At 68.8% G+C, this 24,735-nt stretch carries 22 protein-coding genes; 6 read left to right on the plus strand and 16 right to left on the minus strand.

From position 1 onward, the window contains the following. Nucleotides 1-62: 62 nt before the first annotated feature. Nucleotides 63-1,208, plus strand: coding sequence for a hypothetical protein (locus tag RZE77_RS20105; RefSeq protein WP_319438954.1), 1,146 nt, complete (start codon nucleotides 63-65; stop codon nucleotides 1,206-1,208). Between the two features lie 19 nt (nucleotides 1,209-1,227). Next, the gene (locus RZE77_RS20110) at nucleotides 1,228-1,518 is read left to right on the plus strand and encodes a hypothetical protein (RefSeq protein WP_319438955.1); all 291 of its coding nucleotides are present in this window, start codon (nucleotides 1,228-1,230) and stop codon (nucleotides 1,516-1,518) included. Nucleotides 1,519-1,561: 43 nt separating this feature from the next. Here RZE77_RS20110 and RZE77_RS20115 read toward each other — a convergent pair whose 3' ends face one another. The 8 genes from RZE77_RS20115 to RZE77_RS20150 all read right to left on the minus strand — a co-directional run bounded on the left by RZE77_RS20115 (nucleotide 1,562) and on the right by RZE77_RS20150 (nucleotide 9,742). Beyond that, a complete protein-coding gene (locus tag RZE77_RS20115; protein WP_319438956.1) occupies nucleotides 1,562-2,527 on the minus strand; it encodes an ABC transporter substrate-binding protein in 966 nt (321 codons plus the stop codon). Between the two features lie 25 nt (nucleotides 2,528-2,552). Next, nucleotides 2,553-3,725, minus strand: a complete 1,173-nt coding sequence (locus tag RZE77_RS20120; protein ID WP_319438957.1) for a c-type cytochrome — start codon at nucleotides 3,723-3,725, stop codon at nucleotides 2,553-2,555. Between the two features lies 1 nt (nucleotide 3,726). Continuing rightward, nucleotides 3,727-4,524 carry an ABC transporter ATP-binding protein gene (locus tag RZE77_RS20125; RefSeq protein WP_319438958.1) on the minus strand — a complete coding sequence of 266 codons (798 nt, stop codon included), beginning with the start codon at nucleotides 4,522-4,524 and terminating at the stop codon, nucleotides 3,727-3,729. Further along, nucleotides 4,518-5,600 (minus strand): ABC transporter permease, encoded by a 1,083-nt coding sequence (locus RZE77_RS20130; protein ID WP_319438959.1) that lies wholly within the window; start codon nucleotides 5,598-5,600, stop codon nucleotides 4,518-4,520. The genes RZE77_RS20125 and RZE77_RS20130 overlap by 7 nt, the downstream gene beginning before the upstream one ends. Further along, a complete protein-coding gene (locus RZE77_RS20135; RefSeq protein WP_319438960.1) occupies nucleotides 5,597-6,610 on the minus strand; it encodes an ABC transporter substrate-binding protein in 1,014 nt (337 codons plus the stop codon). Before RZE77_RS20135 ends, RZE77_RS20130 begins: the two co-directional genes overlap by 4 nt. 22 nt (nucleotides 6,611-6,632) lie before the next feature. Continuing rightward, the gene (locus RZE77_RS20140; protein WP_319438961.1) at nucleotides 6,633-7,457 is read right to left on the minus strand and encodes a class II aldolase/adducin family protein; all 825 of its coding nucleotides are present in this window, start codon (nucleotides 7,455-7,457) and stop codon (nucleotides 6,633-6,635) included. A 149-nt stretch (nucleotides 7,458-7,606) separates the two neighbouring features. Beyond that, on the minus strand, nucleotides 7,607-8,716 hold the full coding sequence (locus tag RZE77_RS20145) for an LLM class flavin-dependent oxidoreductase (RefSeq protein ID WP_319438962.1): 1,110 nt from the start codon (nucleotides 8,714-8,716) through the stop codon (nucleotides 7,607-7,609). Between the two features lie 36 nt (nucleotides 8,717-8,752). After that, entirely contained in the window at nucleotides 8,753-9,742 is a 990-nt protein-coding gene (locus RZE77_RS20150; RefSeq protein ID WP_047786305.1) for an ABC transporter substrate-binding protein, read from the minus strand. Nucleotides 9,743-9,851: 109 nt separating this feature from the next. Between RZE77_RS20150 and RZE77_RS20155 the strand changes: the two genes are divergently transcribed. Genes RZE77_RS20155 through RZE77_RS20170 form a run of 4 tightly spaced genes read left to right on the plus strand, consistent with a single transcriptional unit; the run spans nucleotide 9,852 to nucleotide 14,303 of the window. Further along, nucleotides 9,852-11,084, plus strand: coding sequence for an acyl-CoA dehydrogenase family protein (locus tag RZE77_RS20155; RefSeq protein ID WP_319438963.1), 1,233 nt, complete (start codon nucleotides 9,852-9,854; stop codon nucleotides 11,082-11,084). After that, complete coding sequence (locus RZE77_RS20160; RefSeq protein WP_319438964.1) at nucleotides 11,081-12,061, plus strand: ABC transporter substrate-binding protein; 981 nt, start codon at nucleotides 11,081-11,083, stop codon at nucleotides 12,059-12,061. Before RZE77_RS20155 ends, RZE77_RS20160 begins: the two co-directional genes overlap by 4 nt. After that, nucleotides 12,058-12,681, plus strand: a complete 624-nt coding sequence (locus tag RZE77_RS20165) for a cysteine dioxygenase family protein (protein ID WP_319438965.1) — start codon at nucleotides 12,058-12,060, stop codon at nucleotides 12,679-12,681. The genes RZE77_RS20160 and RZE77_RS20165 overlap by 4 nt, the downstream gene beginning before the upstream one ends. After that, a complete protein-coding gene (locus tag RZE77_RS20170; RefSeq protein ID WP_319438966.1) occupies nucleotides 12,678-14,303 on the plus strand; it encodes a rhodanese-related sulfurtransferase in 1,626 nt (541 codons plus the stop codon). Before RZE77_RS20165 ends, RZE77_RS20170 begins: the two co-directional genes overlap by 4 nt. An 89-nt stretch (nucleotides 14,304-14,392) precedes the next feature. Here RZE77_RS20170 and RZE77_RS20175 read toward each other — a convergent pair whose 3' ends face one another. The 8 genes from RZE77_RS20175 to RZE77_RS20210 all read right to left on the minus strand — a co-directional run bounded on the left by RZE77_RS20175 (nucleotide 14,393) and on the right by RZE77_RS20210 (nucleotide 24,690). After that, nucleotides 14,393-15,853, minus strand: a complete 1,461-nt coding sequence (locus RZE77_RS20175) for a DEAD/DEAH box helicase (protein ID WP_319438967.1) — start codon at nucleotides 15,851-15,853, stop codon at nucleotides 14,393-14,395. Between the two features lie 131 nt (nucleotides 15,854-15,984). Next, entirely contained in the window at nucleotides 15,985-16,878 is an 894-nt protein-coding gene (ypfJ, locus tag RZE77_RS20180; protein WP_319438968.1) for a KPN_02809 family neutral zinc metallopeptidase, read from the minus strand. Nucleotides 16,879-16,978: 100 nt separating this feature from the next. Then, nucleotides 16,979-17,545, minus strand: a complete 567-nt coding sequence (gene dcd, locus RZE77_RS20185) for a dCTP deaminase (RefSeq protein ID WP_015866656.1) — start codon at nucleotides 17,543-17,545, stop codon at nucleotides 16,979-16,981. Between the two features lie 76 nt (nucleotides 17,546-17,621). Further along, nucleotides 17,622-18,908, minus strand: a complete 1,287-nt coding sequence (guaD, locus tag RZE77_RS20190) for a guanine deaminase (protein WP_319438969.1) — start codon at nucleotides 18,906-18,908, stop codon at nucleotides 17,622-17,624. Between the two features lie 95 nt (nucleotides 18,909-19,003). Next, nucleotides 19,004-20,119 (minus strand): BMP family ABC transporter substrate-binding protein, encoded by a 1,116-nt coding sequence (locus RZE77_RS20195; protein ID WP_319438970.1) that lies wholly within the window; start codon nucleotides 20,117-20,119, stop codon nucleotides 19,004-19,006. Between the two features lie 94 nt (nucleotides 20,120-20,213). Further along, entirely contained in the window at nucleotides 20,214-22,751 is a 2,538-nt protein-coding gene (locus RZE77_RS20200; protein ID WP_319438971.1) for a penicillin acylase family protein, read from the minus strand. 96 nt (nucleotides 22,752-22,847) lie between these two features. After that, nucleotides 22,848-23,654, minus strand: a complete 807-nt coding sequence (locus tag RZE77_RS20205) for a helix-turn-helix domain-containing protein (protein WP_319438972.1) — start codon at nucleotides 23,652-23,654, stop codon at nucleotides 22,848-22,850. An 88-nt stretch (nucleotides 23,655-23,742) separates the two neighbouring features. Beyond that, nucleotides 23,743-24,690 (minus strand): LysR substrate-binding domain-containing protein, encoded by a 948-nt coding sequence (locus RZE77_RS20210; RefSeq protein WP_319438973.1) that lies wholly within the window; start codon nucleotides 24,688-24,690, stop codon nucleotides 23,743-23,745. Nucleotides 24,691-24,735 lie beyond the last annotated feature (45 nt).

Genomic DNA, 24,735 nt, shown 5'->3' on the forward strand with positions numbered 1-24,735 from the left:
GGCCCGCGAGTGTACTCACGGCTTCGGCTTTGCAGGTCGAACTGCGATCAGCCTGAGGACTCATGTTCGTTCGCGAAAACAGCTACCGGCTGGCCTGGCGCCGCTCCCCCGAAAAAGGCCGCGTCCACATCAACCTGGAAGGGCAAAAACACTGGCCCACCCAGCGCTCCGGTGCGCGCGGTGTCGAGATTCCGAGTCGGGCTGCCTATGCGCAGAACGATGCGTACCTGGAACTGTGCAACCCGGGGTGGGATTTGCAGTGGCGTGCCGGAATGGGGAATCTCTATGTTGTGCTGCCGGCTCTCGTGCTGATATGGATGTGGTACGGATTCGCGGTCCATCCTCTTCTCTTCGAAACGATCATCTTCTTCTGGCCGACCATGCCCCATGGGCAGGACGACTGGCCCTATGTCGCCTTTGGCTGGCTCCTGCTATTTCCCCTTGCGTTAGCCAGCGCCTTCATGATCTTCGCGTGGTTCCACTACATGGGCATGCGCACCTGCTTCTTCACCCTTGCCCGGGGCCGCATCCGCTTCAACCGGCTCACCCGCAAGGTGTATGTGCTGCGTCCTGGCTGCTGCGGAGGCAACGTGGTGCTGGACTGGGAGCGCCTGGTGGCGCTGTTCGAACCCGAAGGCTCCAGCGCAGGCGCCAAGCAGACCATCAAGGCGCTGGCGCTTTACCACCCGCCGTTCGACCGGACCGATCCGAGCGCCAAGGGCGAAGACTGCATCTTCGTCGGCCCGGGGCTGTCGGGTCCGCAGGAGGCGGCGTTCCTGTGGGAGTACATCCGCCAATACATGGAAGTCGGCCCCACCGTCGATCACGTGCCCGCCGATGCTTCTTCCACCTACAAGGGCATCGCCCGCTACCTGCATCCGGACTACACGACCTATTGCGGCAAGCCCGGCGCGCGCCAGTACGGGTTGGAACAGAAGCCGGGCTTCATGGAGACGAGCTTCCACATGATCAGCCAAGTCACCTGCTCATGGCCGGCATTCCCGAAGGAATGGCAAAGCGATTCAGGGATGGGCGAACCGGAAGACAGGCCTGTGCAGACGGGCGCTGTGATGACGGCTCTCGTCTACCGGTCACAGGGCAAGCTGAGCAAGGCCGACGAGATCGAATTTCTGCAGCACTGGGGAACGGCCAAGGCGGTGCAAGAAACGATGTCGCAGCAGGCCAATGTGGGCCATACGGAAACCTGAATGTGAGGAATCTATCGTTATGCGTTTGTCTACCGTCGGGATCGTTCTCGCTGTCATTGGCGCCATCCTGGCGAAAATCGGCTTTGTCGTCTTTCTAGGGGCTGCCGCTTCGATCTCTGGTGGAGGCGGAGGGCATGACCTGCTCCCGGAGCCAATGATGATGGGTTTCCTGCTCGGTGGACCCATTCTCTTCTTGCTGGGAGTGGCGATATGGCTCGGCGTGAAGATCAAGGCGGCCATCGTGAAGGCAAAGGCACGTCGCAACGCCGCGACCATTGGCTGCAGCGACCCTGAATCACCTGCCTCGTGAGCCATAGCCGATAGCGGGCGTCGGTCTATGGCCGCGCCATCACTCAACCCGCCACACCAAACCCCGTGTCGAAGGTCCCCTTCACATCCAGCGGCTGCCTGATGAGCCCCACCTGGCGGTAGAAATCCGCCGTGCCCTGCTGGTCAGCGATGACTAGCGCATCGATGGGTATCCACCTCTGCTGGCGGCGCTCGAACTGCAGCTTGGCCGCTTCGGGGGGAATGCCGATGATGCGGGCCAGTGCGGCCGAGTAGGCATCGACGTTGCGGTACGACCAGAGCTGGGCCTTCACCACGCGCTGCAGAAAGTCCTGCAGCACCGGCCGCTTGGCGGCAATGGCGGCGTCGGTGGCCGCGAGGTAGCTGAGGCCCGGCAGCAGCCCGCGTCCGCTCACGAGCACGCGCGCGTGGCGGCTGACCTCGGCCAGCGCGGTGTAGGGCTCCCAGGTGGCCCAGGCATCGACCGAGCCCTGCGTGAGCGCGAGCTTGGCATCGGCCGGCGCAAGGAATCGGATGTTCACCTCCTCGGGCTTGAGGCCCGCCGCGGTGATGGCCTTGAGCGTCACGTAGTGGCCGATGGAGCCACGGTTGGTGGCAATGCTCCTGCCCTTGAGGTCGGCCGCGGTCTTGAGCGGCGAGTCGGGCCGCACCAGCACGGCCGTGCCGTACGAATCCGAACGGTTCGCGCCGATGGCCTTGACGCGCGTGCCGGCCGCAAGCGCAAAGATGAGCGGCGCATCGCCGATGGGGCCGGAGTCGACGGCCGCGGCATTCAGCGCTTCGGCCAACGGCGCAGCCGCAGGGAATTCGGACCACTGGATGTCGTAGCCCAGGCCCTCGAGTCCGCCGGCTGCTTCGAGCAGCGCACGCAGTCCGCCCTTCTGGTCGCCGGCCTTGAGAACGGGGCGGCCCTGTGCGCGGGCCTGCAATGAGAACGCGGGCAAGGCCACGGCGGCGGCGAGGCCGCGCGCGAGGAGCTGTCGGCGTGATGGGTTGTGGTGTGGGTTCATGGGTTCTCCTTGTTCAAAAAATAGGTCAATGGATGAAGCCGCCCTTGACGAAGCGCACCGGCTGCGCGTCCATGCGGGCGATCAGCGCGCCCAGGCCATCGGCAGGCAGTGCGGCAACGCCCTGCTCCACCGCCGTCGCAGCAGGCGCACGCTCGCTGCGGCACAGCAGGTCGTCGTCCGACCAGCCTGCCTTGCCGGGCGCACCGCGTGCGCGCAGCCAGCCGTCGCGGTCGGCAATCAGCTGGGTGCCGGCGAGTTGATCGGTGCCGGCGATGAGCGACAGCGCCTCCCATGCGGCAGCGGAGTCGGCCACGCAATCGGCGGATGTTGCAACCGCGCTCGAAGGCGACCGCAGCAGCACGGTGACGAGGCGCGGGTCTTCGGTGGGCGCCGCATCGCCCGCCACGATGCGCACGCGCTGCCCGCGCCAGCTCGCAAGCAAGCGCGGCGGCTGTGAACCGCAGCGCACCGTCATTCCGGGCAGGCCGATGGGCTGCGGCCAGTTGCCGAGCACACGCAGGCTCTGGCCTGCGCCCTGCGCCTTCATGTAGTCGACCAGCGCCCAGGCATCGGCCTCGCCGAGCTTTCCGGCAAAGCCGGGCATCGTGGATTGGCCGCCCTGCTGCGCATCGCGCGTGCCGTGGAGGATGCGCCAGAGCAGATCGCCATCGGCGCGCCGCCACAGCAGCGGGCCGCTGAGGTCCGGCGGCCACACCGCCAGCGAGGCGGCGAGCGGGCCTTCGCCCTTGCCGTCAGCGCCGTGGCAGGCCGCGCAGTTCTGCTGGTAGAGCACGCGGCCCTGGGCGATGGATTCGGCCGTGAAACCGGTCGGCGATGCGTGGAAGCTCGCGGGCGTCGCGGGCACCAGCACCACGCGCGACTCGGGCCAGGGCGCGGCGATCAGCAGCATCGGCACCAGCGCCAGCAGGTAGTAGCGCGGCCGCCGCCACAAGAGGGCCAGCAGCAACGCGAGCACCGCCACGGCGACGAACACCAGCGTCCACGCGAGGCTGCGCGCCTGCCCCAGGTCGATCAGCAGGTTCTCGCCCGACAGCCGCCGTGCCCATGGCCACGCCGGCTGGCCGTGCACATGCTGCGCGAGGCCGAGCGCATCAAGCACGCGCAGCAGTTGCAGCTGGGCGCCTTGCAGCAGGCCGATCAGCAGGTTGAGCCAATCGGCCTCGGGCGTGCTGTTCATCTCACCAGGTGGCGTCGAGCCCCAGGTGCCTCAACGCCTCGTGCCGCAATTCCGCCAAGCGCGCATGGCCGCGGTGCCGCGGATACGGCAGGTCGACCACGATCTCCGCCGCAATGCGCGCCGGCCGGTCGCTCAGCACGATCACTCGGTTGGCGAGGAACAGCGCCTCTTCCACATCGTGCGTCACCAGCAGCGCCGAGAAGCCCGCGCGCTGCCAGAGGTTGACGAGCTCGCTCTGCATCGCAATGCGCGTGAGCGAGTCGAGTTTGCCGAGCGGTTCGTCTAGCACCAGCAGCTGCGGATCGTTGACCAGCGCACGCGCCAGCGCCACACGCTGCGCCATGCCGCCCGAGAGCTGGTGCGGAAAGGCCTTGGCAAAGTCGCTGAGGCCGACAAGCTTCAGCGCCTCGTCGACGCGCCCGCGCTGCGCCTTGAGCACGCCGCGCGCCTGCAGGCCCAGCGCCACGTTGTCCCACACGCTGCGCCAGGGGTAGAGCGTCGGGTCCTGGAACACGACGATGCGCGACGGGTCGGGCCGCGTGATGGGCGCATCGTCCTGCGTGATGCGGCCGGCCGTGGCGGGCTCGAGCCCGGCCACCAGGCGCAGCAGCGTCGATTTGCCGCAGCCGCTCGGCCCCAGCAGCGCGACGAACTCGCCGGGCTTCACCGTGAGGTCGATGTCGTCGAGCACCTGCAGCGGCCCCGCGGGCACGTCGAACCAGTGGCTCACGCCGCGGATGCCGATGTGCGCGCCGGCCTGGCGCACGCCTGCGTCTGCCGTTGTTGCGGCGGCTACCATTTCACGGTCCCCTTCTGCCACGACAGCACGCGGTCGCGCACCTTGAAGAGCAGCGTGATCAGGCCCGAGCACAGCACCGCCATCACGATCAGCGCGGCATACATGTTCGAGTACGAGGCCCAGCCCTGCGCCCACGAAAGATAGAAGCCCAGCCCGGCCTTCACGCCCATCATCTCGGCCGTGACAAGCACCGAGAAGGCCGCGCCCAGCCCCATGAAAAGGCCCACGAACACCTGCGGCAAGGCAGCCGGAATGGCCACGCGCAGCACCAGGAAGCGCTCGCTCGCACCCATGGTGCGCGCCACGTCGTAGTAGTTGCGGTTGACGCCTGCCACGCCCGACCAGGTGAGCACCGCCACCGGAAATCCGGTCGCCAGCGCAATCAGGAACACCGCGGCCGCATAGCTCGATGGAAAGAAGAAGAACGCCAGCGGCAGCAGCGCCGAAGCCGGCACCGGCCCCACGAAGCGCAGCACCGGATGCACCCAGTAGCCCGCAGTGCGCGACCAGCCGATGGTCACGCCCGTGAGAAAGCCCGCGAGCGCGCCCAGCACGAAGCCGTGTGCGAGCAGCCGGGTCGAATGCAGCAGGCTTTCTCCGAGACGGCGCCAGTCGTCGATATAGGTCTCGACCAGGCTTTGCGGCGGCGCGAAGAACGGCGTGGGCAGCAGCGCGAGCTTGGCGGTCGCGATCTCCCAGATCGCGAACAGCACGGGCAGCGCGACGAGCCACGGGCCAGCGGGCCGCAGTGCAAGCGCGACGCGGCCGGCGCGCGGCCCGAGCGATGCAACGGCCAGCAGCAGTGTGCCCACCGCGATGGCGGCAATGCCGAACTCGTCGGTGTAGGCCCAGTCGCTGAAGCCGACGGCCTTGTTCGGCCAGTAGAGCGTGAGCAGGCCCAGGGCGAACCATGCGGCTGCGGCGGCGAAGCCGATGCGCCATGGGGGCGCAGCTGCTGGAATGCGGGCCGGTGTCGAGGCGGGAGCCGTGGCGCGTTCGGGCGCCGCGGCCCCCACCCTGGCCCTCCCCCGGAAGGGGAGGGAATCGAAGCCCAATGCGGGGTCGGGGGTGCTCATGCGAGTGGATCGAAAGAGACGTGCTCGGCAAAGCGCACCGGATCGGTGGTCTTCTTGAGCACGCCGACGCCGCGGAAATCGCGCGCATAAAACTCCACCTCGTCGCGCAGGTTCTTGCCGAGCGGATGGTGGTTGTGCGTGAGCGTGCCCAGCAGTGCGCGCAGGTCCTCGATCGGCACCTTGGGCGAATACTTCGCAAACAGCTTGGCCGATTCGTTCGGGTTCTCGGCCACGTAGTCGGAGGCCTGCGCGATGGCGCGCACGAGGGCCGCGACGGTCGGCTTGTCCTTGCGAACGAGTTCGCCGCGCGCGCCGACGATGCAGCAGACCTTATCCTTGTATTCGCCCGAGAGGTTGCTCGCAATCTCCACGAAGGCGCCCTTGTTGCGCTTCTCGATCAGGTAGATGTTCGGGTCGCCATCGGCAATCGCATGGATCTCGCCCTTCTGCACCGCGATGTCGAGCAGGTCGGCCGGGTACTGGCGCCAGGTCACGTCCCTGTCGGCGTCGATGCCGTTCTTCGCGAGCAGGATCGAGAAGAAGTTCTTGCCCGGGCTCGCGATGTCCGACACGCCGATGATCTTGCCCTTGAGGCTCGCAAGACTGGTCGCACCCGCGCTCCTCGCACCCACCAGCCGCACGCAGCCGCCGTGCGAGCTGCCGACGATCTTCACGTCGAAGCCCGACTCCAGCGGCTTGAGCCAGCGGTGGATCATGCCCACCGCCGCATCGGCCTTGGCCGTGGCCAGCGACTCCAGCAGCTGGTCGGTGGAACCGGTGTAGTTGATCAGGTCCACCTGCAAGCCGTTGCGCTCGAAGTAGCCGCGCTCCTGCGCGACGACGACGGGCGAGAGGCAGAACGCGGCGGCGTTCCATGCGAAGGTGAGCTTGCGTGCCTGCTGCGAGAAGGCCTGCGAGGCGATCAGGCCGCCCGAGGCGACCACGGCGGCGGCGCCGCCTGCGCGCAGGACACCCCGGCGCGATACGGGGCGGGAGAAAGAAGCGGTCATCGAGAACTCCAGTGGTTTTTCTTCAGAGCAGCAGTTCGGGTTCCGCTTCGACCAGGCCTTGATAAAGGCTGTCGAAGGAATGGATGGCCCCCTCCGGGCCGCCGATCTGGCTGTGTGTGTGGCGCGCGGTGTCCTCGTCGATGGGCTGCGGCTTGCCGGCGGCCTCGGCGAGGAGTTGCGTGTGGCAGGCGTTGTCGAGCGCGATGTACCACCAGGCGGCGGCCTCGACCGTGGGGCCCGCGGTCAGGATGCCGTGGTTCTTGAGGATCGCGCCCTTCTTGTCGCCCAGCGCCCGCGCGATGCGCTCGCCCTCGCTGGTGTCGACCACCATGCCGGTGAAGTCGTCGAACAGTGCCACGTCGCCGTGGAACACGCAGCTGTCCTGCGTGATCGTGTCGAGCTTGCGGCCGAGCGTCGACCAGGCCTTGCCGTAGGTCGAATGCGTGTGGGCGGCGGCAACGATCTTCGGGTTGTGCTCGTGGATCGCGGCGTGGATCGCGAACGCGGCCTTGTTGAGCGGCCGGTCGCCGATCACCGTCTCGCCCTTCGCGTTGACGAGCAGCAGGTCGGAGACCTTGATGCGCGAGAAGTGGATGCCGAGCGGGTTGACCCAGAAATGATCATTGAGCTCCGGGTCGCGCGCGGTGATGTGGCCGGCCAAGCCTTGGGCAAAATCGAAGCGGGCGAACAGGCGGAATGCACCTGCGAGGCGCTCCTGCCGGTGCCGGCGCTCGGCCTGCACGCTGGTGCGCGGGGGGATGGGGTCGAACCAGTACTTCTGCTGCGGGTTGGGGTTGAGCTTGAGCGGCTGGACCGCGTTGCGGTCGATGGAAAGTACGGCATTCATCGGAGATCTCTCGGGGTATTGGGTATTGCTCCTTCCCCTCCCGGGGGAAGGCTGGGATGGGGGCACGACGGCTTCAAATGCAGTGGCGGTGTTCGAGGCCGCTTGCCCCCACCCCTGCCCTCCCCCGGAAGGGGAGGGAGCAAGTCAAGTCACGCTGCTTTGCGAATCGAAGCCGCACGCCGCGCGACCAGCTCGCGCGTGCACGGAATCAGCTCGCGTCCATAGTCGATCGCGTCTTCCAGCGGATCGAAGCCGCGGATCAGGAAGGTGGTCACGCCCAGGTCGTAGTAGTCGAGCAGCGCATCGGCGACCTGCTCGGGCGTGCCGACCAGCGCGGTGCTGTTGGAACGGCCGCCGATCTCCTGCGCCACCGCCGTCCACAGCCGTTTGTCGAGCCGCGTGCCCTTCTCGGCCGCGGCGAGCAGGCGCTTCGCGCCCTCGCTCTGCTGCGGGCCGCCGCGGTTGTAGCCCTGCACCACGCGCAGGCGCCGGGTTTCGGCCAGGATGCTGTCGGCGCGCGCCCATGCGGCCTCTTCGGTCTGCGCGAGGATCGGGCGGAACGACACCGAGAAGCGCACGCTGCGCCCGTGCTTCGCGGCCTCGGCGCGAACGCGCGCCGTGAGCTCTCGCGCCTGGTCGAGCGACTCGCCCCACAGCGCATACACGTCGGCGTACTTGCCGGCCACGGGAATCGCCGCCTCCGAGGCACCGCCAAAGTACACCGGCACATGCGGCTTGCCATTGCGCGTCTGCACCGGCTTCACTTCGGAGAAAGCGTTCTGGAAGCGGTAGTGCGCGCCTTCGTGGTCGAAGGGCTTGTCGGCGGTCCACACCTTGTGCAGCACGTCGAGGTATTCGTCGGTGCGCGCATAGCGCTGGTCGTGGCCGAGCCAGTCGCCGTCGCGGCGCTGTTCCTCGTCGGAACCGCCAGAGATGTAGTGCACGCCGAGCCGGCCGCCGCTGAACTGGTCGAGCGAGGCGAACTGCCGCGCCGCCAGCGTGGGTGCGACGAAACCGGGGCGGTGCGCAAGCATGAAGTGGATGCGCTCGGTGACCGAGGCGGCATGGGCCACGGTCAGCGTGGCGTCGGGCCCGGTCGAATGGTGCGGCACCAGCACGCGGTCGAAGCCCGCGTTCTCATGCGCCTGCGCAAAGGCGCGCACGTAGTCGCGGTCGATGGCCGGGCCCTTGGCCGCGTGGATCTCCGAGACCTTCTGGCCCTGGATCATGCCGATGAATTCGATGTCGTTCTGGCTCATGGTGTCCTCGTGTTTTCAGGGTGATGTGTGTGTTGTTCAGGCGGCGGGCAGGCGCAGCACGCTCTCGAAGCGGCGGTCCCACAGGGGCTTCACGTCGGCGGGTCCGTCGAGCACGCCGATCTTCAGGAAGGTGTCGGCCACCTCCTGGTGGCTGCGCACCACCGCATCGCTGACCGGGCCCAGGCTGTAGTCGCCGCTGCGGCCGTTGAAGAGCTCGACCAGGTCGCCGACCGGCACACGCGTCTCGGCCGATTGCGCCCGCGCATAGGCCAGGAAGTTGCCGTTGATCCATGCAAAGGCGCGCTGCAGGCGCTGCAGCAGGTCGCCCAGCGCCGCGCGGCGCAGTTCGTCGTCGAGCGCGCGCGGGTTGGCGTAGATGGGGAAGTTGCCCGAAAGGTAGCCCACGCCGGTCTTGATGGTGCGCGCGCCGTACTGCGTGCGCGCCAGCTGGCCGTTGTAGCCGTAGATGGCCCAGGCATCGAGGTCGCCGCGCGCGAAGGCCGAGAGGCCGTCCGAGGGCGTGAGGCTCACGGCCTGGATGTCGCTGAACGACAGGCCCGCCTCGGCCAGCTGCCTGGCCAGGTAGTAGTGCGAAGTGGTGGCGCGCACGTAGCCCACGCGCTTGCCCTTGAAGTCGGCGATGCGGCGGATCGGCGAATCCTTGCGCGCCAGCGTGGCCTGGTTGTTGAGGTCTTCATGCGTCACGGCCACCAGCCGCACGCTGGATTTCTGGCGCGCCGCGAACACCGGCGGGATCTCGCTGCCCGAGCCCAGGTCGAGCGCATCGCCGTTGATGGCCTCGATGTGCAGCACGCCGTTGTTGAGCTCGCGCCAGTCGATTTTGTACGGCGTATTGGCCTGGCCGGACGCCTGCAGCAGCGGCCGCCAGAGGCCCTTGTAGGTGCCCACGCGCAGCGTGACGCCAGAGAGGTCGCGTGCCGGTGCCGCGCCGGCCGCGGCCAGGGCGCTCCAGCCCGCGGCGGCCTGGAGCAGGCGTCGCCTGTCGATGGGGAAGTCAGATGTCATGCACCGGACCGTACCGAGGCCGGCGGGAAAAGCGAACGCAGAAAAACGAGTTTGCATATGCGGGATGCGTCGTTTCCGGCGCGGCCCGGCCCCGGTACCGTGCGCAACCATGAGTGCACTCCCCTTGCGCCGCCCGCCGGCCACGAATGAAGACCCCACGCCTGCCACCGTCGATGCCGCATTGCTCGCGCATCTGTCGGCACAGTTCGCCGCCACCGCGGCCGACCACGACCGCAGCGGCGCCTTTCCGCATCCGAACTTCGCGGCCTTGCAGTCGCACGGCCTCGTCGGCCTGGTGGCGCCCGCGGCGCACGGCGGCGGCGGCGCCACGCTGGCCACGGCGCGGCGCGTGATCGCGGCCGTGGCGCGCGGCGAGCCGGCCACCGCGCTGATCCTCACGATGACCTACCTGCAGCACCACGCACTCGCACGCAGCGACAGCCGGTGGCCGCCGCACCTGCGCGAACAAGTGCTGCGCAGTGCGGTGGAACGCGGCGCGCTCATCAATGCACTGCGCGTCGAGCCCGCGCTCGGTTCGCCCGCGCGCGGCGGGCTGCCCGCGACGGTCGCGCGCCGCGAAGGCAGCGGCTGGAAGATCGACGGCCACAAGCTCTACACGACAGGCATCGAAGGCCTGTCGTGGCTCGCCGTGTGGGCCCGCACCGACGAGACCACACCACGCACCGGCACGTTCCTGGTGCCTCGCAATGCGCCCGGCGTGCGCGTGATCGCAAGCTGGGACCACCTGGGCCTGCGCGCCTCGGGCAGCCACGAAGTGGTGTTCGAGAACGTGGCGATCGAGCTCGACCACGCGGTCGACCTTCGCGCACCGGCCGACTGGGCACCCGATGCCGGCAGTCAGACCGACATCGACGCCCACGCCGCGCAGCAGGCCTGGATGACGGTGCTGCTCGGCAGCCTCTACGACGCGGTGGCGCAGGCCGCGCGCGGCTGGTTGGTGGACTTCCTGAACCATCGTGCGCCCGGCAGCCTGGGCGCGCCGCTCGCAAGCCTTGCGCGCGTGCAGGAGCATGTGGGAGAAATCGAGGCGCTGCTGCGCACCAACCGCGTGCTACTCGACGATGCGACGCGTGCCGTCGACGAAGGTCGCGCACAGCCAGCCGCCGACAGCGGCCTGCTCAAGTACAGCGTGACGGGCAACGCCATCCGCGCGGTCGAACTCGCACTGCAGCTGAGCGGCAACCACGGCCTCGCGCGGCAGAACCCGCTGGAGCGGCACTACCGCGACGTGCTGTGCAGCCGCATCCACACGCCGCAGAACGACGCGGTCCTGGTCGCGGCGGGCAGGCGCGCATTGGCTTCCGAGGGAGCCGCCGCATGACCGACCTGCTGTTCTCCAAAGCCTCGCGCCGCCATTGGCTCAAGCAGGGCGCGGCGCTTTCGCTCGCAGCCGCCGCGCCGCTGCGCGCATGGGCCCAGCCGCAAGCCACGCTGGTGCTCGGCGACCAGGCCGGCGGCCTGCGCGCGCTGTTCGAAGCCTCGAAGGCCCTCGAGGGTGCGCCCTTCGCCTACCGCTGGGCCAACTTCCAGGGCGCGGCGCCGCTGTTCGAGGCGCAGCGCAGCGCGGCCGTCGATACCGCGGTGGCCGGCGACCTGCCGGTGCTGGCGGCAGCGGTCGGCCGGACGCCGCTGAAGATCGTCGCCACGCGCGTCGGCAAGGCCGATGCGCTGGGCATCGTGGTGCAGCCCGATTCGCCGTTGCGCAAGGTGGCCGAGCTGCGCGGCAAGACCGTGATCGTGTCGTCCGCGCGCGGCAGCATCTCGCAATACCAGCTCTACGGCGCGCTCGAAGAAGCCGGCGTGCGGCGCGACGAGGTCACGGTGAAGTTCGTGATGCCGACCGATGCGGCCGCGGCCTTCGCGTCGAGGCAGATCGATGCCTGGGCCGTGTTCGACCCCTACTACACGATCGCGCTGCAGCAGGGCGGGCGCATCCTGCGCGACGGGCGCGGCATCAACACGGCGCTGGGCTTCATCACCGCGAGCGAGCCTTCGCTGGCCGATCCCGCCAAGCGCGCCGCCATCGTGCAGTTTCTGGACCGGCTGGCGCGCGCGGGCGAATGGGCGCTGGCCAATCCCGAGGCCTATGCCCAAGCCTACAGCCAGCTCACGCGCCTGCCGATCGAATCGGCCCGCATCATCACGGCGCGCGCCTCGGTCACGGGCCGGCCGGTGTCCGAGGCCGACATTGCCGCATTGCAGACGGTGGCCGACCGCTCGGCGCGCGACGGCATCCTGCCGCTGCGCGTGGACGTGCGCGCCATCACCGATGCGCAGCTGTGGAAGCGTCCCGCGTGAGCCGCGCGTTTGACGCCATCGCACCGCTGCGCGAACTCGTCGTTGCATTCGGCCGCCTGCTCGACAGCGGCCCCGGCGAGCCGCGCATTCTTTCCGAAGGCGGCGCGCTGCTCCGCCGGTTGGTGGCGCAGGACGACTGGCTGCCCGATGCCTTTGCCCAACCCGACCCGGCGCGCTACCAGCAGTTCCTGCTGCATGCCGACAGCACCGAACGCTTCTCGGTCGTGAGTTTTGTCTGGGGACCGGGGCAGGCGACGCCGGTGCACGACCACACGGTGTGGGGCCTGGTCGGCATGCTGCGCGGCGCCGAATACAGCCAGGCCTACGCCGTCGGCAGCGACGGACTGGCTCGGCCGCAAGGCGAAGCAGTGCGGCTGGACGCCAGCGACGTGGAGGCCGTGTCGCCCGCCATCGGCGACCTGCATCGCGTGCACAACGCGCATGCGGACCGCGTATCGATCAGCATCCACGTGTACGGCGCCAACATCGGCGCCGTGCGGCGGCATACTTACCCGGCCGAGGGCGCACGCAAGCCCTTTGTCTCGGGCTACTCCAACACGCTGCTTCCCAACCTGTGGGACCGCTCATCCGAACCCAGATCGACGACGACATCCGCATGACGACCACCACCTTCCCCCTGCTGCCCATTGCCGCCGTGCGCGCGCGCCTGCTCGCACGCGAGGAAACCGCGCTGCTCGACGTGCGCGAGGAAGACCCCTTCGCGCAGGAGCATCCGCTGTGGGCCGCCAATCTGCCGCTCTCGCGCATCGAGATCGAGGCCTGGCGGCGCATTCCGCGGCGCGACACCTTCATCGTGCTGTACGGCACGCATGACGGCATCGACCTGGCGCCGCTCGCCGCGCGCATGCTGGCTGCACTCGGCTACACGAACCTGCACCTGCTCGAAGACGGCCTCGAGGGCTGGCGCGCGGCCGGCGGCGAGCTGTTCCGCGACGTGAACGTGCCGAGCAAGGCCTTCGGCGAGCTGGTCGAGCACGAGCGGCACACGCCCTCGCTCTCCGCGCCCGAGGTGAAGGCGCTGGTCGATGGCAAGGCCAATGTGGTGGTGCTCGACGCGCGCCGCTTCGACGAATACCGCACCATGAGCATTCCCTCGGCCACCAGCGTGCCCGGCGCGGAGCTGGTGCTGCGCGTGCGCGAGCTGGCACCCGATCCGGCCACGCAGGTGATCGTCAATTGCGCGGGCCGCACGCGCAGCATCATCGGCACGCAATCGCTGGTGAATGCGGGCATTCCGAACCCGGTGGCGGCGCTGCGCAACGGCACCATCGGCTGGAAGCTCGCGGGGCAGGTGCTCGACCACGGCGCGGGCCGGAAGGCGCCGGCCACGGTGTCCGATGCGCACCGCGCGCAGGCCCAGGCCGATGCGCGGCGCGTGGCCGACCAGGCCGGCGTGCGCCGCATCGCGCTCGATGCGCTGCACGCGCTGGAAGCCCCAGGTCGCACCGTGTACCGCTTCGACGTGCGCACGCCCGAGGAATACGTGGCCGGCCACCTGCCCGGCTTTGCGAGCGCGCCCGGCGGGCAGCTGGTGCAGGAAACCGATCACCAGGTGCCGGTGCGCGGCGCGCGCATCGTGCTGGCTGACGACGACGGCGTGCGGGCGTGGATGAGCGCGTCCTGGCTCGCGCAGATGGGCTGGGAGGTCTATGTGCCCGACACGGTGCCGCCCGCTTCGGCCTTCACCGAGACGGCTCCGCCGCCGCCCGCCCATCCGCCCGCCGCGGCCGCCGTGGCAGAGATCTCGCCCACGGAACTGGCGACCTTGCTGAAGCAGCAGATCGGCACGGCGGTGATCGACGTGACCACCAGCGCCAACTACGTGAAGCGCCACATCCCGGGTGCCTGGTACGCCATCCGTGCGCAGCTCGCGGGTGCGATCGATGCGGTCATTCCTGCATCGCAGCGCTATGTGCTGACCTGCGGCAGCAGCCTGCTCGCACGCTACGCCGCGGCCGACCTGCGCCTGCTGCTCGATGCGCGCGGCCAGCGCGACGCCGAAGTGCTGGTGCTGGCCGGCGGCAATGCGGCATGGTTCGCTGAAGGCCTCGACGCCGAATCGGGCGAGACGCGGCTCGCGACACCGCGCACCGACCGCTACCGCAGGCCCTACGAAGGCACGGATGCACCGGCGGAGGCCATGCAGGCCTACCTGGACTGGGAGTTCGGACTGGTGGCGCAACTGGCGCGCGACGGCACGCATCACTTCAGCGTGATCTGAGCGCCCGGCGCCCCGCCAAAAGAAAAGGCCGGGGGTCCCCCGGCCTTGCCTGAAACCCGGGCCTCGCCAAGGCGAAGCCTGCGCGCCGGTCAGTTCGTTTCAGCGCTCTTGAAGAGGGCCGCGACCTTGCGCTTGGTCTTGATGTTGCTCGAGATGCCGCGCGAAGGCGTTGCCTTGGCAGCAGCTTCCCAGGCCGGCGTGGCGTCGGCCTGGCCCGGTTCGTAGGGCTTGTCGAAGAAGGGATCGCGCGGTGCGGAGGGTGCGCGGTGCGGGCGTCCGCCGCCGCGCCGGGCTTCGGTCTCGCGGCGCTCGCGCGGCTGGTCGAGCACGTCGCGTGCGTCGCCGGCTTCGCCTTCTTCGCGCCAGTGGCGGCGTCCGTCGTTGATGCGGCCGCGCGGGCGGTCTTCCTCGAACTCGACGGGTTCGAGCTCGATCTTCTTCTTGATCAGCTTCTCGATGTCGGCCACCAGGCGCGCGTCGTTGCCGCCGCTCGCAAAGCTCACGGCCAGGCCCGAGGCGCCGGCGCGGCCGGTGCGGCCGATGCGGTGCACGTAATCTTCGGCGTTGAACGGAATGTCGAAGTTGAAGACCGCGGGCACGTCCTTGATGTCGAGACCGCGGGCCGCGACGTCGGTGCACACCAGCAGGTCGACCTCGCCGGCCTTGAACGAGGCGAGCGCCTTCAGGCGTTCGTCCTGGCTCTTGTCGCCGTGCAGCGCAGTGGTGCGAAGGCCGTCGCGCTCGAGCGAACGCGCCAGGCGCGCACAGCCGAGCTTGCTGTTGACGAACACGAAGGCCTGCGTGATGCCGCGCTGCTTCACGATCTGCTTGAGCGCGCGGCGCTTGTCGTCGTCGGTCACGCTGTAGAAGTGCTGCTCGACGGTGGAAGCCGTTTCGTTCGGCCGCGCCACCTCGATGGTGACCGGGTTCTGCAGGTAGCTGCCAGCAAGCCGCTTGATCTCAGGCGAGAAGGTGGCCGAGAACAGGAGCGTGGTGCGCTGCTTGGGCAGGTAGCTCAGGATGCGCTGCAGGTCGGGCAAAAAGCCGATGTCGAGCATGCGGTCGGCCTCGTCGAGCACCACGTACTCCACCTGGTTGAGCACCGCGTTCTTGGCCTCGATGTGATCGAGCAACCGGCCCGGCGTGGCCACCAGCACTTCGACGCCCTTCTTGAGCTCGAGCGTCTGAGGCTTCATGTCGATGCCGCCGAACACCACCGTGCTGCGCAGGTTGGTGTACTTGGCGTACAGCTTGACCTGCTGGGCCACCTGGTCGGCCAGTTCGCGCGTGGGCAGCAGCACCAGCGCACGCACCGGATGCCGCGCGGGCGAAGTGGAGGCGTTCTCGTGCTTGAGCATGCGCTGCAGCAGCGGCAGCGAAAACGCCGCGGTCTTGCCGGTGCCGGTCTGCGCGGCCCCCATCACGTCCTGCCCCGAAAGCACGACCGGAATGGCCTGCTCCTGGATGGGAGTCATGGTCTCGTAGCCCATTTCGGCTACGGCGCGCGCCAGCGGTTCCGCCAGCGATAGATTGGAGAAGGAGCTTGTCATTAAGCCTTCTATTGTCGCACTGCCGCAAAAAATGGCAGTGACAGCGGCGCGACAAACTCCGTGCCGACGGTATTGCTATTTATTTTATAGCAACGAACTCAATGTTCGCGCGGCCCGTACGCCATCAGTGCTCAAAGATTGCGTGCATTGAAGGTGTCGCAGGACTTGACATCGCCGCTTTGATAGCCCGCGCCGAACCAGCGCTGGCGCTGCGCGCTCGATCCGTGGGTGAAGCTGTCGGGCACCACGGCGCGGCCCGCGGAACGCTGCAGGGCGTCGTCGCCGATCTTCTGCGCGGCGTTCATCGCGGCCTCGATGTCGCCCGGGTCGAGCCACTTCTTCGACTCCTGCGAATGGTGCGCCCAGATGCCGGCAAAGCAGTCGGCCTGCAGCTCGACGCGAACGCTCAGCGCGTTGTTCTGCGATTGGCTCAGGCGCCCGCGCATGCCGTCGACCTTAGCGGTCACGCCGAGCTCGTCCTGCACGTGGTGGCCGACCTCGTGCGCGATGACGTAGGCCTGCGCGAATTCGCCGGGCGCGCCGAGCTGGTTCTTGAGCGTGTCGTAGAAGGCGAGGTCGATGTAGACCTTCTTGTCGCCGGGGCAGTAGAACGGCCCCATGGCCGCCTGGCCGGTGCCGCATGCCGTGGGCGTGGCACCGCGGAACAGCACGAGCCGCGGCGGCTGGTAGGTGCCGCCGTTCTGCCGGAAGATGTTCGTCCAGACCACCTCGGTATTGCGCAGCACGGTCGAGACGAAGGCCGCCTCGCGGTCGCCCGAGGGCGGCTTGGGTGCGGGGCCCTGCTGTTGCTGCTGCACCTGGACCTGTTCGCCACCGCCGCCGCTCAGGAGGCTGAGCACGGTCAGCGGATTGATGCCGAAAATCCAGCCTGCGATCAGCGCGACGGCGATGGTGCCGATGCCGATGCCCCGCCCGCCGATGAAACCGCCGCCGCCACGGCCACCACCACCTTCACCGCGGCGGTCTTCGACGTTCTCTGATTGTTCGTTGCCTTCCCATCTCATCGCAGTCTCCTTGCCGGCCTTGCGGGTTTGCCGGATCGCCTCTGGATGGTACTTGGCCCGGCCGCCGGCTGCGTAACCGGCGGTCAGCAGAATGCGCGGATCAGGTCTTGGGCAGCGTGACGCCGCGTTGCCCCTGGTATTTGCCGCCGCGGTCCTTGTAGCTGGTCTCGCAGACTTCGTCGCTCTCGAAGAACAGCACCTGCGCGCAGCCCTCGCCCGCATAGATCTTGGCGGGCAGCGGCGTGGTGTTGCTGAATTCGAGCGTCACGTAGCCTTCCCATTCGGGTTCGAAGGGCGTCACGTTGACGATGATGCCGCAGCGCGCATAGGTGCTCTTGCCCAGGCAGATGGTGAGCACGTTGCGCGGAATGCGGAAGTACTCGACCGTGCGCGCCAGCGCGAAGCTGTTGGGCGGGATGATGCAGTAGTCGCCGTGCATGTCGACGAAGCTCTTCTCGTCGAAGTTCTTCGGGTCGACCACGGTGCTGTGGATGTTGGTGAAAACCTTGAATTCAGGCGCGCACCGGATGTCGTAGCCGTAGCTCGAGGTGCCGTAGCTGATGATCTTGTGGCCGGCGGCCTCGCGCACCTGTCCGGGCTCGAAGGGCTCGATCATGCCGTTCTGCTCGGCCATGCGCCGGATCCATTTGTCGCTCTTGATGCTCATATGCGGTCGCTGATGCTGCTGCGGGGAGGAATGGCGCGAATTGTGGCACGCGCCATGCCTCGCCCCTCAGCTGCGGCTATCCCGCCTGCGAGATCACCGCGCGCTCGACCAGCCGGTCGTCGCCCAGCACGATCATCGCGAACAGCAGCTCCTCGAGGCTGTTCGCGCGCGCGGCCTTGCGCGCCAGCAGGGGCGTGGCCTGGGGGTTGAGCACGAGGAAGTCGGCCTCGCAGCCGGGCTGCAGGTTGCCGACCACGCCATCCAGCCCCAGCGCGCGCGCCGCGCCGCCGGTATGGCGCCACCAGAGCTCGGAAGGCGCGATGCTCAGGCCGGCCTTGGTCTGGCCCTCGCGGCCCACGTAGTACGCCGCCATCATCGTGTGGAAGGGGCTGAAGCTGGTGCCGCCGCCCACATCGCTGGCCAGGCCGTAGGGGTAGCCCACGCGGTCGGCCGCGCCAAAGTCGAAGAAGCCGCTGCCCAAAAACAGGTTGCTGGTCGGGCTCACGGCCGCGGCCGTCTTCGTGTCGCGCAGCAGCGCGCGGTCGGTGTCGTCCAGGTAGATGCAATGCGCGTACACGGCGCGCTCTCGCATCAACCCGAAGCCGGCGTACACGTCGAGGTAGGAGCGCGCCTGGGGATAGAGCTCGCGCACCCACGCCACCTCGTCGCGGTTCTCGGCCACGTGCGACTGGATCCAGGTGTCGGCGTACTTCGCGGCCAGCTCGCCCGCGCCGCGCATCTGGGCGTCGGTGCTCGCGGGCGCGAAGCGCGGGGTGATGGCGTAGCCCAGGCGGCCGGTGTTGTGCCACTTGCGGATCAGCGCCTCGGAGTCGATGAGGCTCTGCTCGGTTTCATCGCGCACGCCGTCGGGCGAATGCCGGTCCTGCAGCACCTTGCCGCTGATCATGCGCAGGCCGCGGCGCTGGGCGCCCTCGAAGAAGGCATCGACCGAGGCCACGTGCGAAGTCGCGAAGGCCAGCGCGGTGGTGACGCCGTTGCGCAGCAGCTCGCCGAAGAACACGTCGGCCACTTCGTTCGAATGCGCGGGGTCGGCAAACCTGGCTTCGGCCGGGAAGGTGTAGTTCTCGAGCCAGGGCAGCAGGCCCGGCGAGGGCGAGCCGATGATGTCGGTCTGCGGAAAGTGGATGTGCATGTCCACGAAGCCCGGCGCGAGGATGCGGCCCGGCAGGTGCGTCAGCTCGGCATCCGGGTGGCGCGGCGACACGGCGGCATGGCTGCCGGCATCGAGCACGCGCTGGCGGCCGGCACTGTCGGGCGCGACGACCAAGAGGCCGTCTTCATCGAAAACGGGCAGGCCGGCGTCGTCGAATCGCAGGAGGGAGGCGCGGTAGGCTTTTTTCATCGTGGCTGCCGAGGGTAATCCAGGCCCGGGCCGCCGCAATTTCCATGTGCGTATGAGTGCTATATGCCCAAGCCACTCGGCGAGCGCCCGGCCGGTTAGCGCGTCACACGCCCCTGCACGCCCTCGACCAGCCAGTTCATCTTCAGGATCTGCTCATCGTTCAGCTGCGCACCCTTGGCGATGACGGTGCGGCCTTCGTTGTCGCGCACGTCGCCGGCCACCGCGCGGAACGGCTGCAGCCTGCCTTCCGCGATGTCCTTCTGCCGCGCCAGAACTTCCTGCTGCACCGCCTTGGGCACCTTGCTGCCGAAGTCGCCGACGCGGATCATTCCTTCCTTCACGCCGCCCCACACATTGCCGCTTTTCCAGTTGCCGTCGAGCACCGCCCGTGCACGTTCGGTGTAGTAGCCGCCCCACTGGTGCGTGACGGCGACGATCTGCGCGTCGGGCGCGATCTTGCGCATGTCGGAGTGGTAGGCCACGGCCAGCTTGCCGCGTTCCTGCGCCGCGGCCATGACGGCCGTGGAGCCGGTATGGAAGGCGACGACGTCGGCGTTCTGGTTGAACAGCGCCATGGCCGCGTCGCGCTCCTTCGGCGGATCGAACCACTCGTTGAGCCACACCACGGCCACCTTTGCATCCGGGTTCACCGAACGCATGCCGAGCGTGAAGGCGTTGATGCCCTGCAGCACCTCCGGAATCGGAAAGCCCGCCACGTAGCCTGCGATGTTCGTCCTGGTCATGCGGCCGGCCGCGATGCCCGCGAGATAGCGGCCTTCGTAGTAGCGGGCGTTGGCGGTGGCGACATTGGGCGCGGTCTTGTAGCCGGTGATGGATTCGAACTTCACGCCGGGGAAGTCCTTCGCGACCTTCATCGTCGGCTCCATGTAGCCGAAGCTGGGCGTGAAGATCAGCTGGCAGCCCTGCTGCGCGAGGTCGCGGATCACGCGCTCGGCGTCGGCGCCCTCGGGCACGTTCTCGACGAAGGTGGTGTTCACGCGGGGGCCCAGCGCCGCGTCGACCGCCTTGCGGCCTTCCTCGTGCTGGCGCACCCAGCCGGCATCGGTGACCGGCGTGACGTAGACGAAGCCGATCTTCAGCGTGTCCTTGGCGAGTGGCGGCTTCGGTGGCGGTGCCTGTGCAACGGCGGGAGATAGAAAACAGGCGGCCGCCCACGCCAGAACGGCGCGGCCCGCGAGGTTTTTGTACATGGTGGTCCTCTACATGGCCCCGGAAAAGCAAGAACCCGCAGCCGGCCGGGACGCCCGGCTGCGGGGTGCGGATTCTAATGCGGCGGTTTTCCGGCTACTCGCTGACCACCGCGCTGCGGTAGGCCGCGTCGGCCTTGATCTCGGCTTCGGAGAACGGCACCCGGAGCCACTGCCCCGCGCTGTAGGCACGCGTGTAGTCGGCGTTGTGCGCCGAGGCCGGGTCGTCCGACTGCGAGAACGTGAGGAAGGTGTGCGCCTCCACGCCGCCTTCGGGGAACCGCACCACCTGCATGTAGCTGTTGCCGTTCGGGTTGCGGTCCATCGTGTAGCCGCCCTTGTCGAGCCGGTTCTCCGAGCAGGCGATGGTGAAGTAGCCCGGGCCGTGGCAGCCGCCATACAGCGGAATCTTCTGGCCGCCGCGCGTGGCGAACAGGTAGTCGCCGCGCTGCGCATCGAGCGCGAAGCCGCTGGCCTCCACGCGCGCGACGGCCGCGCCGAAGGCCTGCTGCAAGGCACTCGCGGCACCCGCCTTCAGGTCGCGCGGCGTGTGGATCGGGTCGCTCGCGCTGAAGGGCAGGTTGTAGAGCGTGGCCGACGGCAGCAGTGCAGCGCGGCTCCAGAACTCGTCCCAGACGTGGGCGCCGCGCGCACCGGTCACGCCGGTGTTGTTCCAGGCCTGGAGCGCCGCGCAGGCCGGGCCGGTGTCCACGTCGCGTCCGATGGCGGCGCCGCCTTGCGGATCGGTCGCCACGCTGATCGTCGGCGCCGCGCACACCATGGCCAGCGCCTGGTCCTTGAACAGCTCGGCCGTCAAAACCCGGCTGTTGAGCACCATCTGCTTGACGGTGTCGGCCGTGGCCACCTTGCCGGCGTAGTTGTCGGTGCCGTCGATCCGCCCCTGCGCCATCAGGTTGCCCAGGCGCGTGCGGAAGCTCACGGCCTCCGTGCCCGCGGGACCCATGATGTCCGGGTAGCCAGTCATCGGCGCCTTGGGGTTCGCGAGCCAGTAGCTGTCGTTCGAATTCTCGACGTAGTCCTCGCGCATCAGGCTCGGCATGCGGGAGGCGCCGAGCGCGCCCTGCTGGGCCGAATCGGCATCGGTCTGCCAGTCGCACGCACTCCTGGAGCCGTCGAAGACCGGCACGCGCGGCAGCGAGGTGCCGATCGCCGCGCCCAGCGGCGTCGTGCAGCTCGCCACCTGGGTGGGCGACACATTGGGGACCGCGCCGATGTCGGCATACCAGGCCTTGGGCGCGCCGCGGCCCACGGCCACGGTGTTGACCCACGGAATGGCCGACTCCTCGCGCTGGATGGCGATGAACTCGTCGAGCGACTTCGCCTGGTTCCAGCGCAGCCAGTTGCGGAAGGTGCGGTAGTTCTCGCCGTTGATGTCGCGGATCGCGAAGGCCGTGGTCTGGCTCCATGCCAGCGCGGCATTCAGCGGCGCCAGGTTGACCATCGGCCCGTACTCCGACTTGTAGAGCGTGCGCGTCACCGGCGCCACGCTGCCGTCGGCCTGCTTCACGTCGACCGTGATGTCGAGCGCCTGCATCTTCACGGCGCTGCCGTCGCGCATGTAGCGGGTCGGGTCGCCCGCCGCGAGCTTGAGTTCGAAGAAGCCGAAGCGGCGCGCGGTCGACACCGTGTGGCTCCATGCGATGTTGTCGTTGAAGCCGATCAGGATCACCGGAATGCCCAGGAACGAGGTGCCGCTGATGTTGAGCTGGCCCGGGATCGTGAGCTGCGCCTGGTAGAAGCGGTCGGGCCCGCGCCAGTACCAGTGCGGGTTGCCGAAGAGCAGCGGGCTCGCGTCGCCGGTGGCCGCGGTGCCGAAGCCGATCATGTTGCTGCCGACGCCTTCGTGCCCGCCCACCTGCAGCTCGGGCACGCGCATGCCGGCTGCCGCGAGTTGCAGCCTGGCCTTGCCGAGCTTGCCGCGTGCGGCGGTCTTGGTGGCCGCCGCCGGGGCCGGAGCGATCGCGTTGGCGATGTTCGGCAGGAAGTTGCTGTAGCCGCCCGCGAGATTGGCCGCGTACATGCGGCGGTAGATGTCCTCGGCCGCGATGGGCTTCACCCAGGCCTCGTTGCGGCAGGCCTCGTGCGCCGCGCCGCCGGCCTTCAGGTCGCGCACATAGCGGTTGTAGCCCGCGGCAAAGCCCTCGACCAGCTGCCGGAGGTTGTCGGGCTGCGCGGCGATCATCTTCTCGAGCACGTCGGCCGAGATCACGTGCCGGTGGAAGAAGTCGGAGTCGATGTTCTTCGGCCGCCCGATGGTGCTGCTGGCCACCAGCTGCGCGTCGCCGCCGAGATGCTGCGAACGCTCGCCGCGGTAGGTCAGGAACGAGTCGGCCATGGTGCAGAGGTTGTCCTCGGCCTGCGCGTAGCCGTAGCCGTAGCCCGCGCCGGACCAGGTGTCGGCCTTGATGTGCGGCACGCCCATCGCGGTGCGGCGGATCTCGGCCTTGTAGGCGCCTTCGGCCGGCGGGCTGCCGGGCGGATTGCCCGCGACGGGCGGGAACGAGAAGCCGGTGCCGCCTCCACCGCTGCCGCCGCCACAGGCGGTGAGCGCGGCCGCGGTGGCCAACGCGAGCAGGGACAGCGGCACGGCGCCGCGCGAGGATGTCTGTCTCATGGATGTCTCCGGTTGATGCTCTCTTGATGGAGCACCTTGCAGCCTACGCAGGGAGACAGGCCGCGGCTTGAACGCAGCCGCTGTCATGCGGGCGGCTCAGTGGACGGTCGCGTGGCCCCAGGCGTGCGACGCCTGCGCGTCGGCCGTCACATGCACCCGGCTCGCGAGAAACGACGGAGGCAACCCGAAGTAGCGCTGGAAGGTGCGGCTCATGTGCGCCGCATCGGTGAAGCCGCTGACCAGCGCCACGTCGGTGAGCGGCCGGTGGCCGGTGAACTGCTGCACCGTGCGCCGCACCTTGGTCCACAACGCATAGCGCTTGACCGACACACCCACCTGCTCGGCGAAGAGATGCGTCAGCCGGTCGGGCGATAGGCAGGCCACGGCCGAGAGTTTCTTCAGCGGGATCTGGCCGGCGTGTTCGCGGATGGCCTGCAGCACGCGTTCGATGCGCCGGTCGATCGGCGGCGCGAGTTCCGGGCATCCGGTGATCGCCTCGACCATCTTCGCGCTGAGCGACTGCAGCCGGCCATCGTCGAGCAGCCCGCGCTGCGCCGGGTCGAAGTCGTCGCGCAGCTTGCCGAAGCAGCGCGCATCTATCGGCTGGATGCCGTGGCCGCCCATGCACCGCGCGAGCATGCGGTAGGCGCCCGATGCCGGATCGAGGTTGAGCGACAGCAGCCCGCAGCCATCGACGTCGAGCCGGCGCGACACATGTGGGGCCACCAGCGCGGCGGTGCAGTGCACGCGCGTGCCGTCGAGCGCCTCGAGCATGAACGGATGGCCGCTGACCGACGCCAGCAGCGTCGCCGACGAGCGTGCCGTGAGCCCCGACTGGATCGCCGGCGTGATGTAGAGAAACCTGTCGTCCCAGAGGTGCAGGAAGTTTTGCTGCGAGGTCATGCCGTGTCTCTTTTTTTGTCTTGTCTACGGCGACGGATTCTCAGGCATCGGCACGGCGCAGGGGCTACGGGATTGTGCCCGGTGCGGCTCAATGAAGCTGCGCGGACTCCGCCTGCACATGCTCGCGCACGGCCTCCAGCAGCAGCGCGTCGAGCCGTGCGACCGGCGCCTCGGCCACGGCCTGCGCGCGATAGAGCATGAGCGACATCTGCGGCAGCGCCGGCAGGCCGATGGCCGTGCGGTCGATGGCACGCACATGCGCGGGCAGGCCGAAGGGCGTACGCACCGACAGGCCCAGGCCGGCCGAGGTGGCGGCCCACAGCGCGGCCAGACTGGCACTGGTGAACGCATGCCGCCACGGCGTGCCGGCGCGGTCGAGCGCGGCAACGACGATCTCGCGCAGCGGGCATGGCGCATCGAGCAGCACCAGCGGCAGCGGCTCCTTCGACTTGCGCGCGCTATTGCCGCGGCGCTCGCGCTCCTTCCACCAGGCCGCGTCGAGCGCATCGGGCGACCTCGGGCCGATCCATTGCAGCGGCAGGCGCGCCACGCGCTCGCCGTGCGGCGTCATCTGCTCGCCGGTGTCCCACACCAGCGCCAGGTCGAGCTGCCGCAGCTCGAGCCGTTCGCGCAGTTCGGCGCTGCGCGCCACGCAGGCCTCGATGCGCACCTTGGGATGCGCGCGCGCAAAGCGGCCGAGCACGGCGGGCAGCAGCGTTTCACCGAAGTCTTCCTGCAGGCCGAGCCGCACCCAGCCCTGCAGGTCCGCACCGCGCATGGCGGCGCTCGCTTCCTCGTTGAGTTCGAGCATGCGGTGGGCGTAGGCCAGCAGCGTTTCGCCCGCGTCGGTGAGCTCCAGCCCGCGGCCGGCCTTGCGGAACAGCGCGGTGCCGGCTTGCGCCTCCAGCTTCTTGAGCTGCGCGCTCACGGCTGACGTGGAGCGGCCCAGCCGGTCGGCCGCGCGGGCATAGCTGCCCAGCGCGATGCCGGTGGAAAAACTGCGCAGCACGTCGAGATCGAACATCACCTGGGACATGGATCCATCCTTCGTTGATCGTCCTGATTTTCGGGACGATTGGCT

The organism is Variovorax sp. SPNA7 (assembly GCF_033807855.1).
Lineage (GTDB): Bacteria > Pseudomonadota > Gammaproteobacteria > Burkholderiales > Burkholderiaceae_C > Variovorax > Variovorax beijingensis.

Bases quoted from the DNA above. Each gene is read 5' to 3' on its own strand.
- RZE77_RS20120 (WP_319438957.1), bottom strand. From the start codon at position 3,725: ATGAACAGCACGCCCGAGGCCGATTGGCTCAACCTGCTGATCGGCCTG.
- RZE77_RS20145 (WP_319438962.1), bottom strand. From the start codon at position 8,716: ATGAGCCAGAACGACATCGAATTCATCGGCATGATCCAGGGCCAGAAG.
- RZE77_RS20200 (WP_319438971.1), bottom strand. From the start codon at position 22,751: ATGAGACAGACATCCTCGCGCGGCGCCGTGCCGCTGTCCCTGCTCGCG.
- RZE77_RS20205 (WP_319438972.1), bottom strand. From the start codon at position 23,654: ATGACCTCGCAGCAAAACTTCCTGCACCTCTGGGACGACAGGTTTCTC.
- RZE77_RS20135 (WP_319438960.1), bottom strand. From the start codon at position 6,610: ATGACCGCTTCTTTCTCCCGCCCCGTATCGCGCCGGGGTGTCCTGCGC.
- guaD (WP_319438969.1), bottom strand. From the start codon at position 18,908: ATGAAAAAAGCCTACCGCGCCTCCCTCCTGCGATTCGACGACGCCGGC.
- RZE77_RS20150 (WP_047786305.1), bottom strand. From the start codon at position 9,742: ATGACATCTGACTTCCCCATCGACAGGCGACGCCTGCTCCAGGCCGCC.
- dcd (WP_015866656.1), bottom strand. From the start codon at position 17,545: ATGAGCATCAAGAGCGACAAATGGATCCGGCGCATGGCCGAGCAGAAC.
- RZE77_RS20140 (WP_319438961.1), bottom strand. From the start codon at position 7,457: ATGAATGCCGTACTTTCCATCGACCGCAACGCGGTCCAGCCGCTCAAG.
- RZE77_RS20175 (WP_319438967.1), bottom strand. From the start codon at position 15,853: ATGACAAGCTCCTTCTCCAATCTATCGCTGGCGGAACCGCTGGCGCGC.
- RZE77_RS20125 (WP_319438958.1), bottom strand. From the start codon at position 4,524: ATGGTAGCCGCCGCAACAACGGCAGACGCAGGCGTGCGCCAGGCCGGC.
- RZE77_RS20195 (WP_319438970.1), bottom strand. From the start codon at position 20,119: ATGTACAAAAACCTCGCGGGCCGCGCCGTTCTGGCGTGGGCGGCCGCC.
- RZE77_RS20105 (WP_319438954.1), top strand. From the start codon at position 63: ATGTTCGTTCGCGAAAACAGCTACCGGCTGGCCTGGCGCCGCTCCCCC.
- RZE77_RS20160 (WP_319438964.1), top strand. From the start codon at position 11,081: ATGACCGACCTGCTGTTCTCCAAAGCCTCGCGCCGCCATTGGCTCAAG.
- ypfJ (WP_319438968.1), bottom strand. From the start codon at position 16,878: ATGAGATGGGAAGGCAACGAACAATCAGAGAACGTCGAAGACCGCCGC.
- RZE77_RS20210 (WP_319438973.1), bottom strand. From the start codon at position 24,690: ATGTCCCAGGTGATGTTCGATCTCGACGTGCTGCGCAGTTTTTCCACC.
- RZE77_RS20155 (WP_319438963.1), top strand. From the start codon at position 9,852: ATGAGTGCACTCCCCTTGCGCCGCCCGCCGGCCACGAATGAAGACCCC.
- RZE77_RS20130 (WP_319438959.1), bottom strand. From the start codon at position 5,600: ATGAGCACCCCCGACCCCGCATTGGGCTTCGATTCCCTCCCCTTCCGG.
- RZE77_RS20110 (WP_319438955.1), top strand. From the start codon at position 1,228: ATGCGTTTGTCTACCGTCGGGATCGTTCTCGCTGTCATTGGCGCCATC.
- RZE77_RS20115 (WP_319438956.1), bottom strand. From the start codon at position 2,527: ATGAACCCACACCACAACCCATCACGCCGACAGCTCCTCGCGCGCGGC.
- RZE77_RS20170 (WP_319438966.1), top strand. From the start codon at position 12,678: ATGACGACCACCACCTTCCCCCTGCTGCCCATTGCCGCCGTGCGCGCG.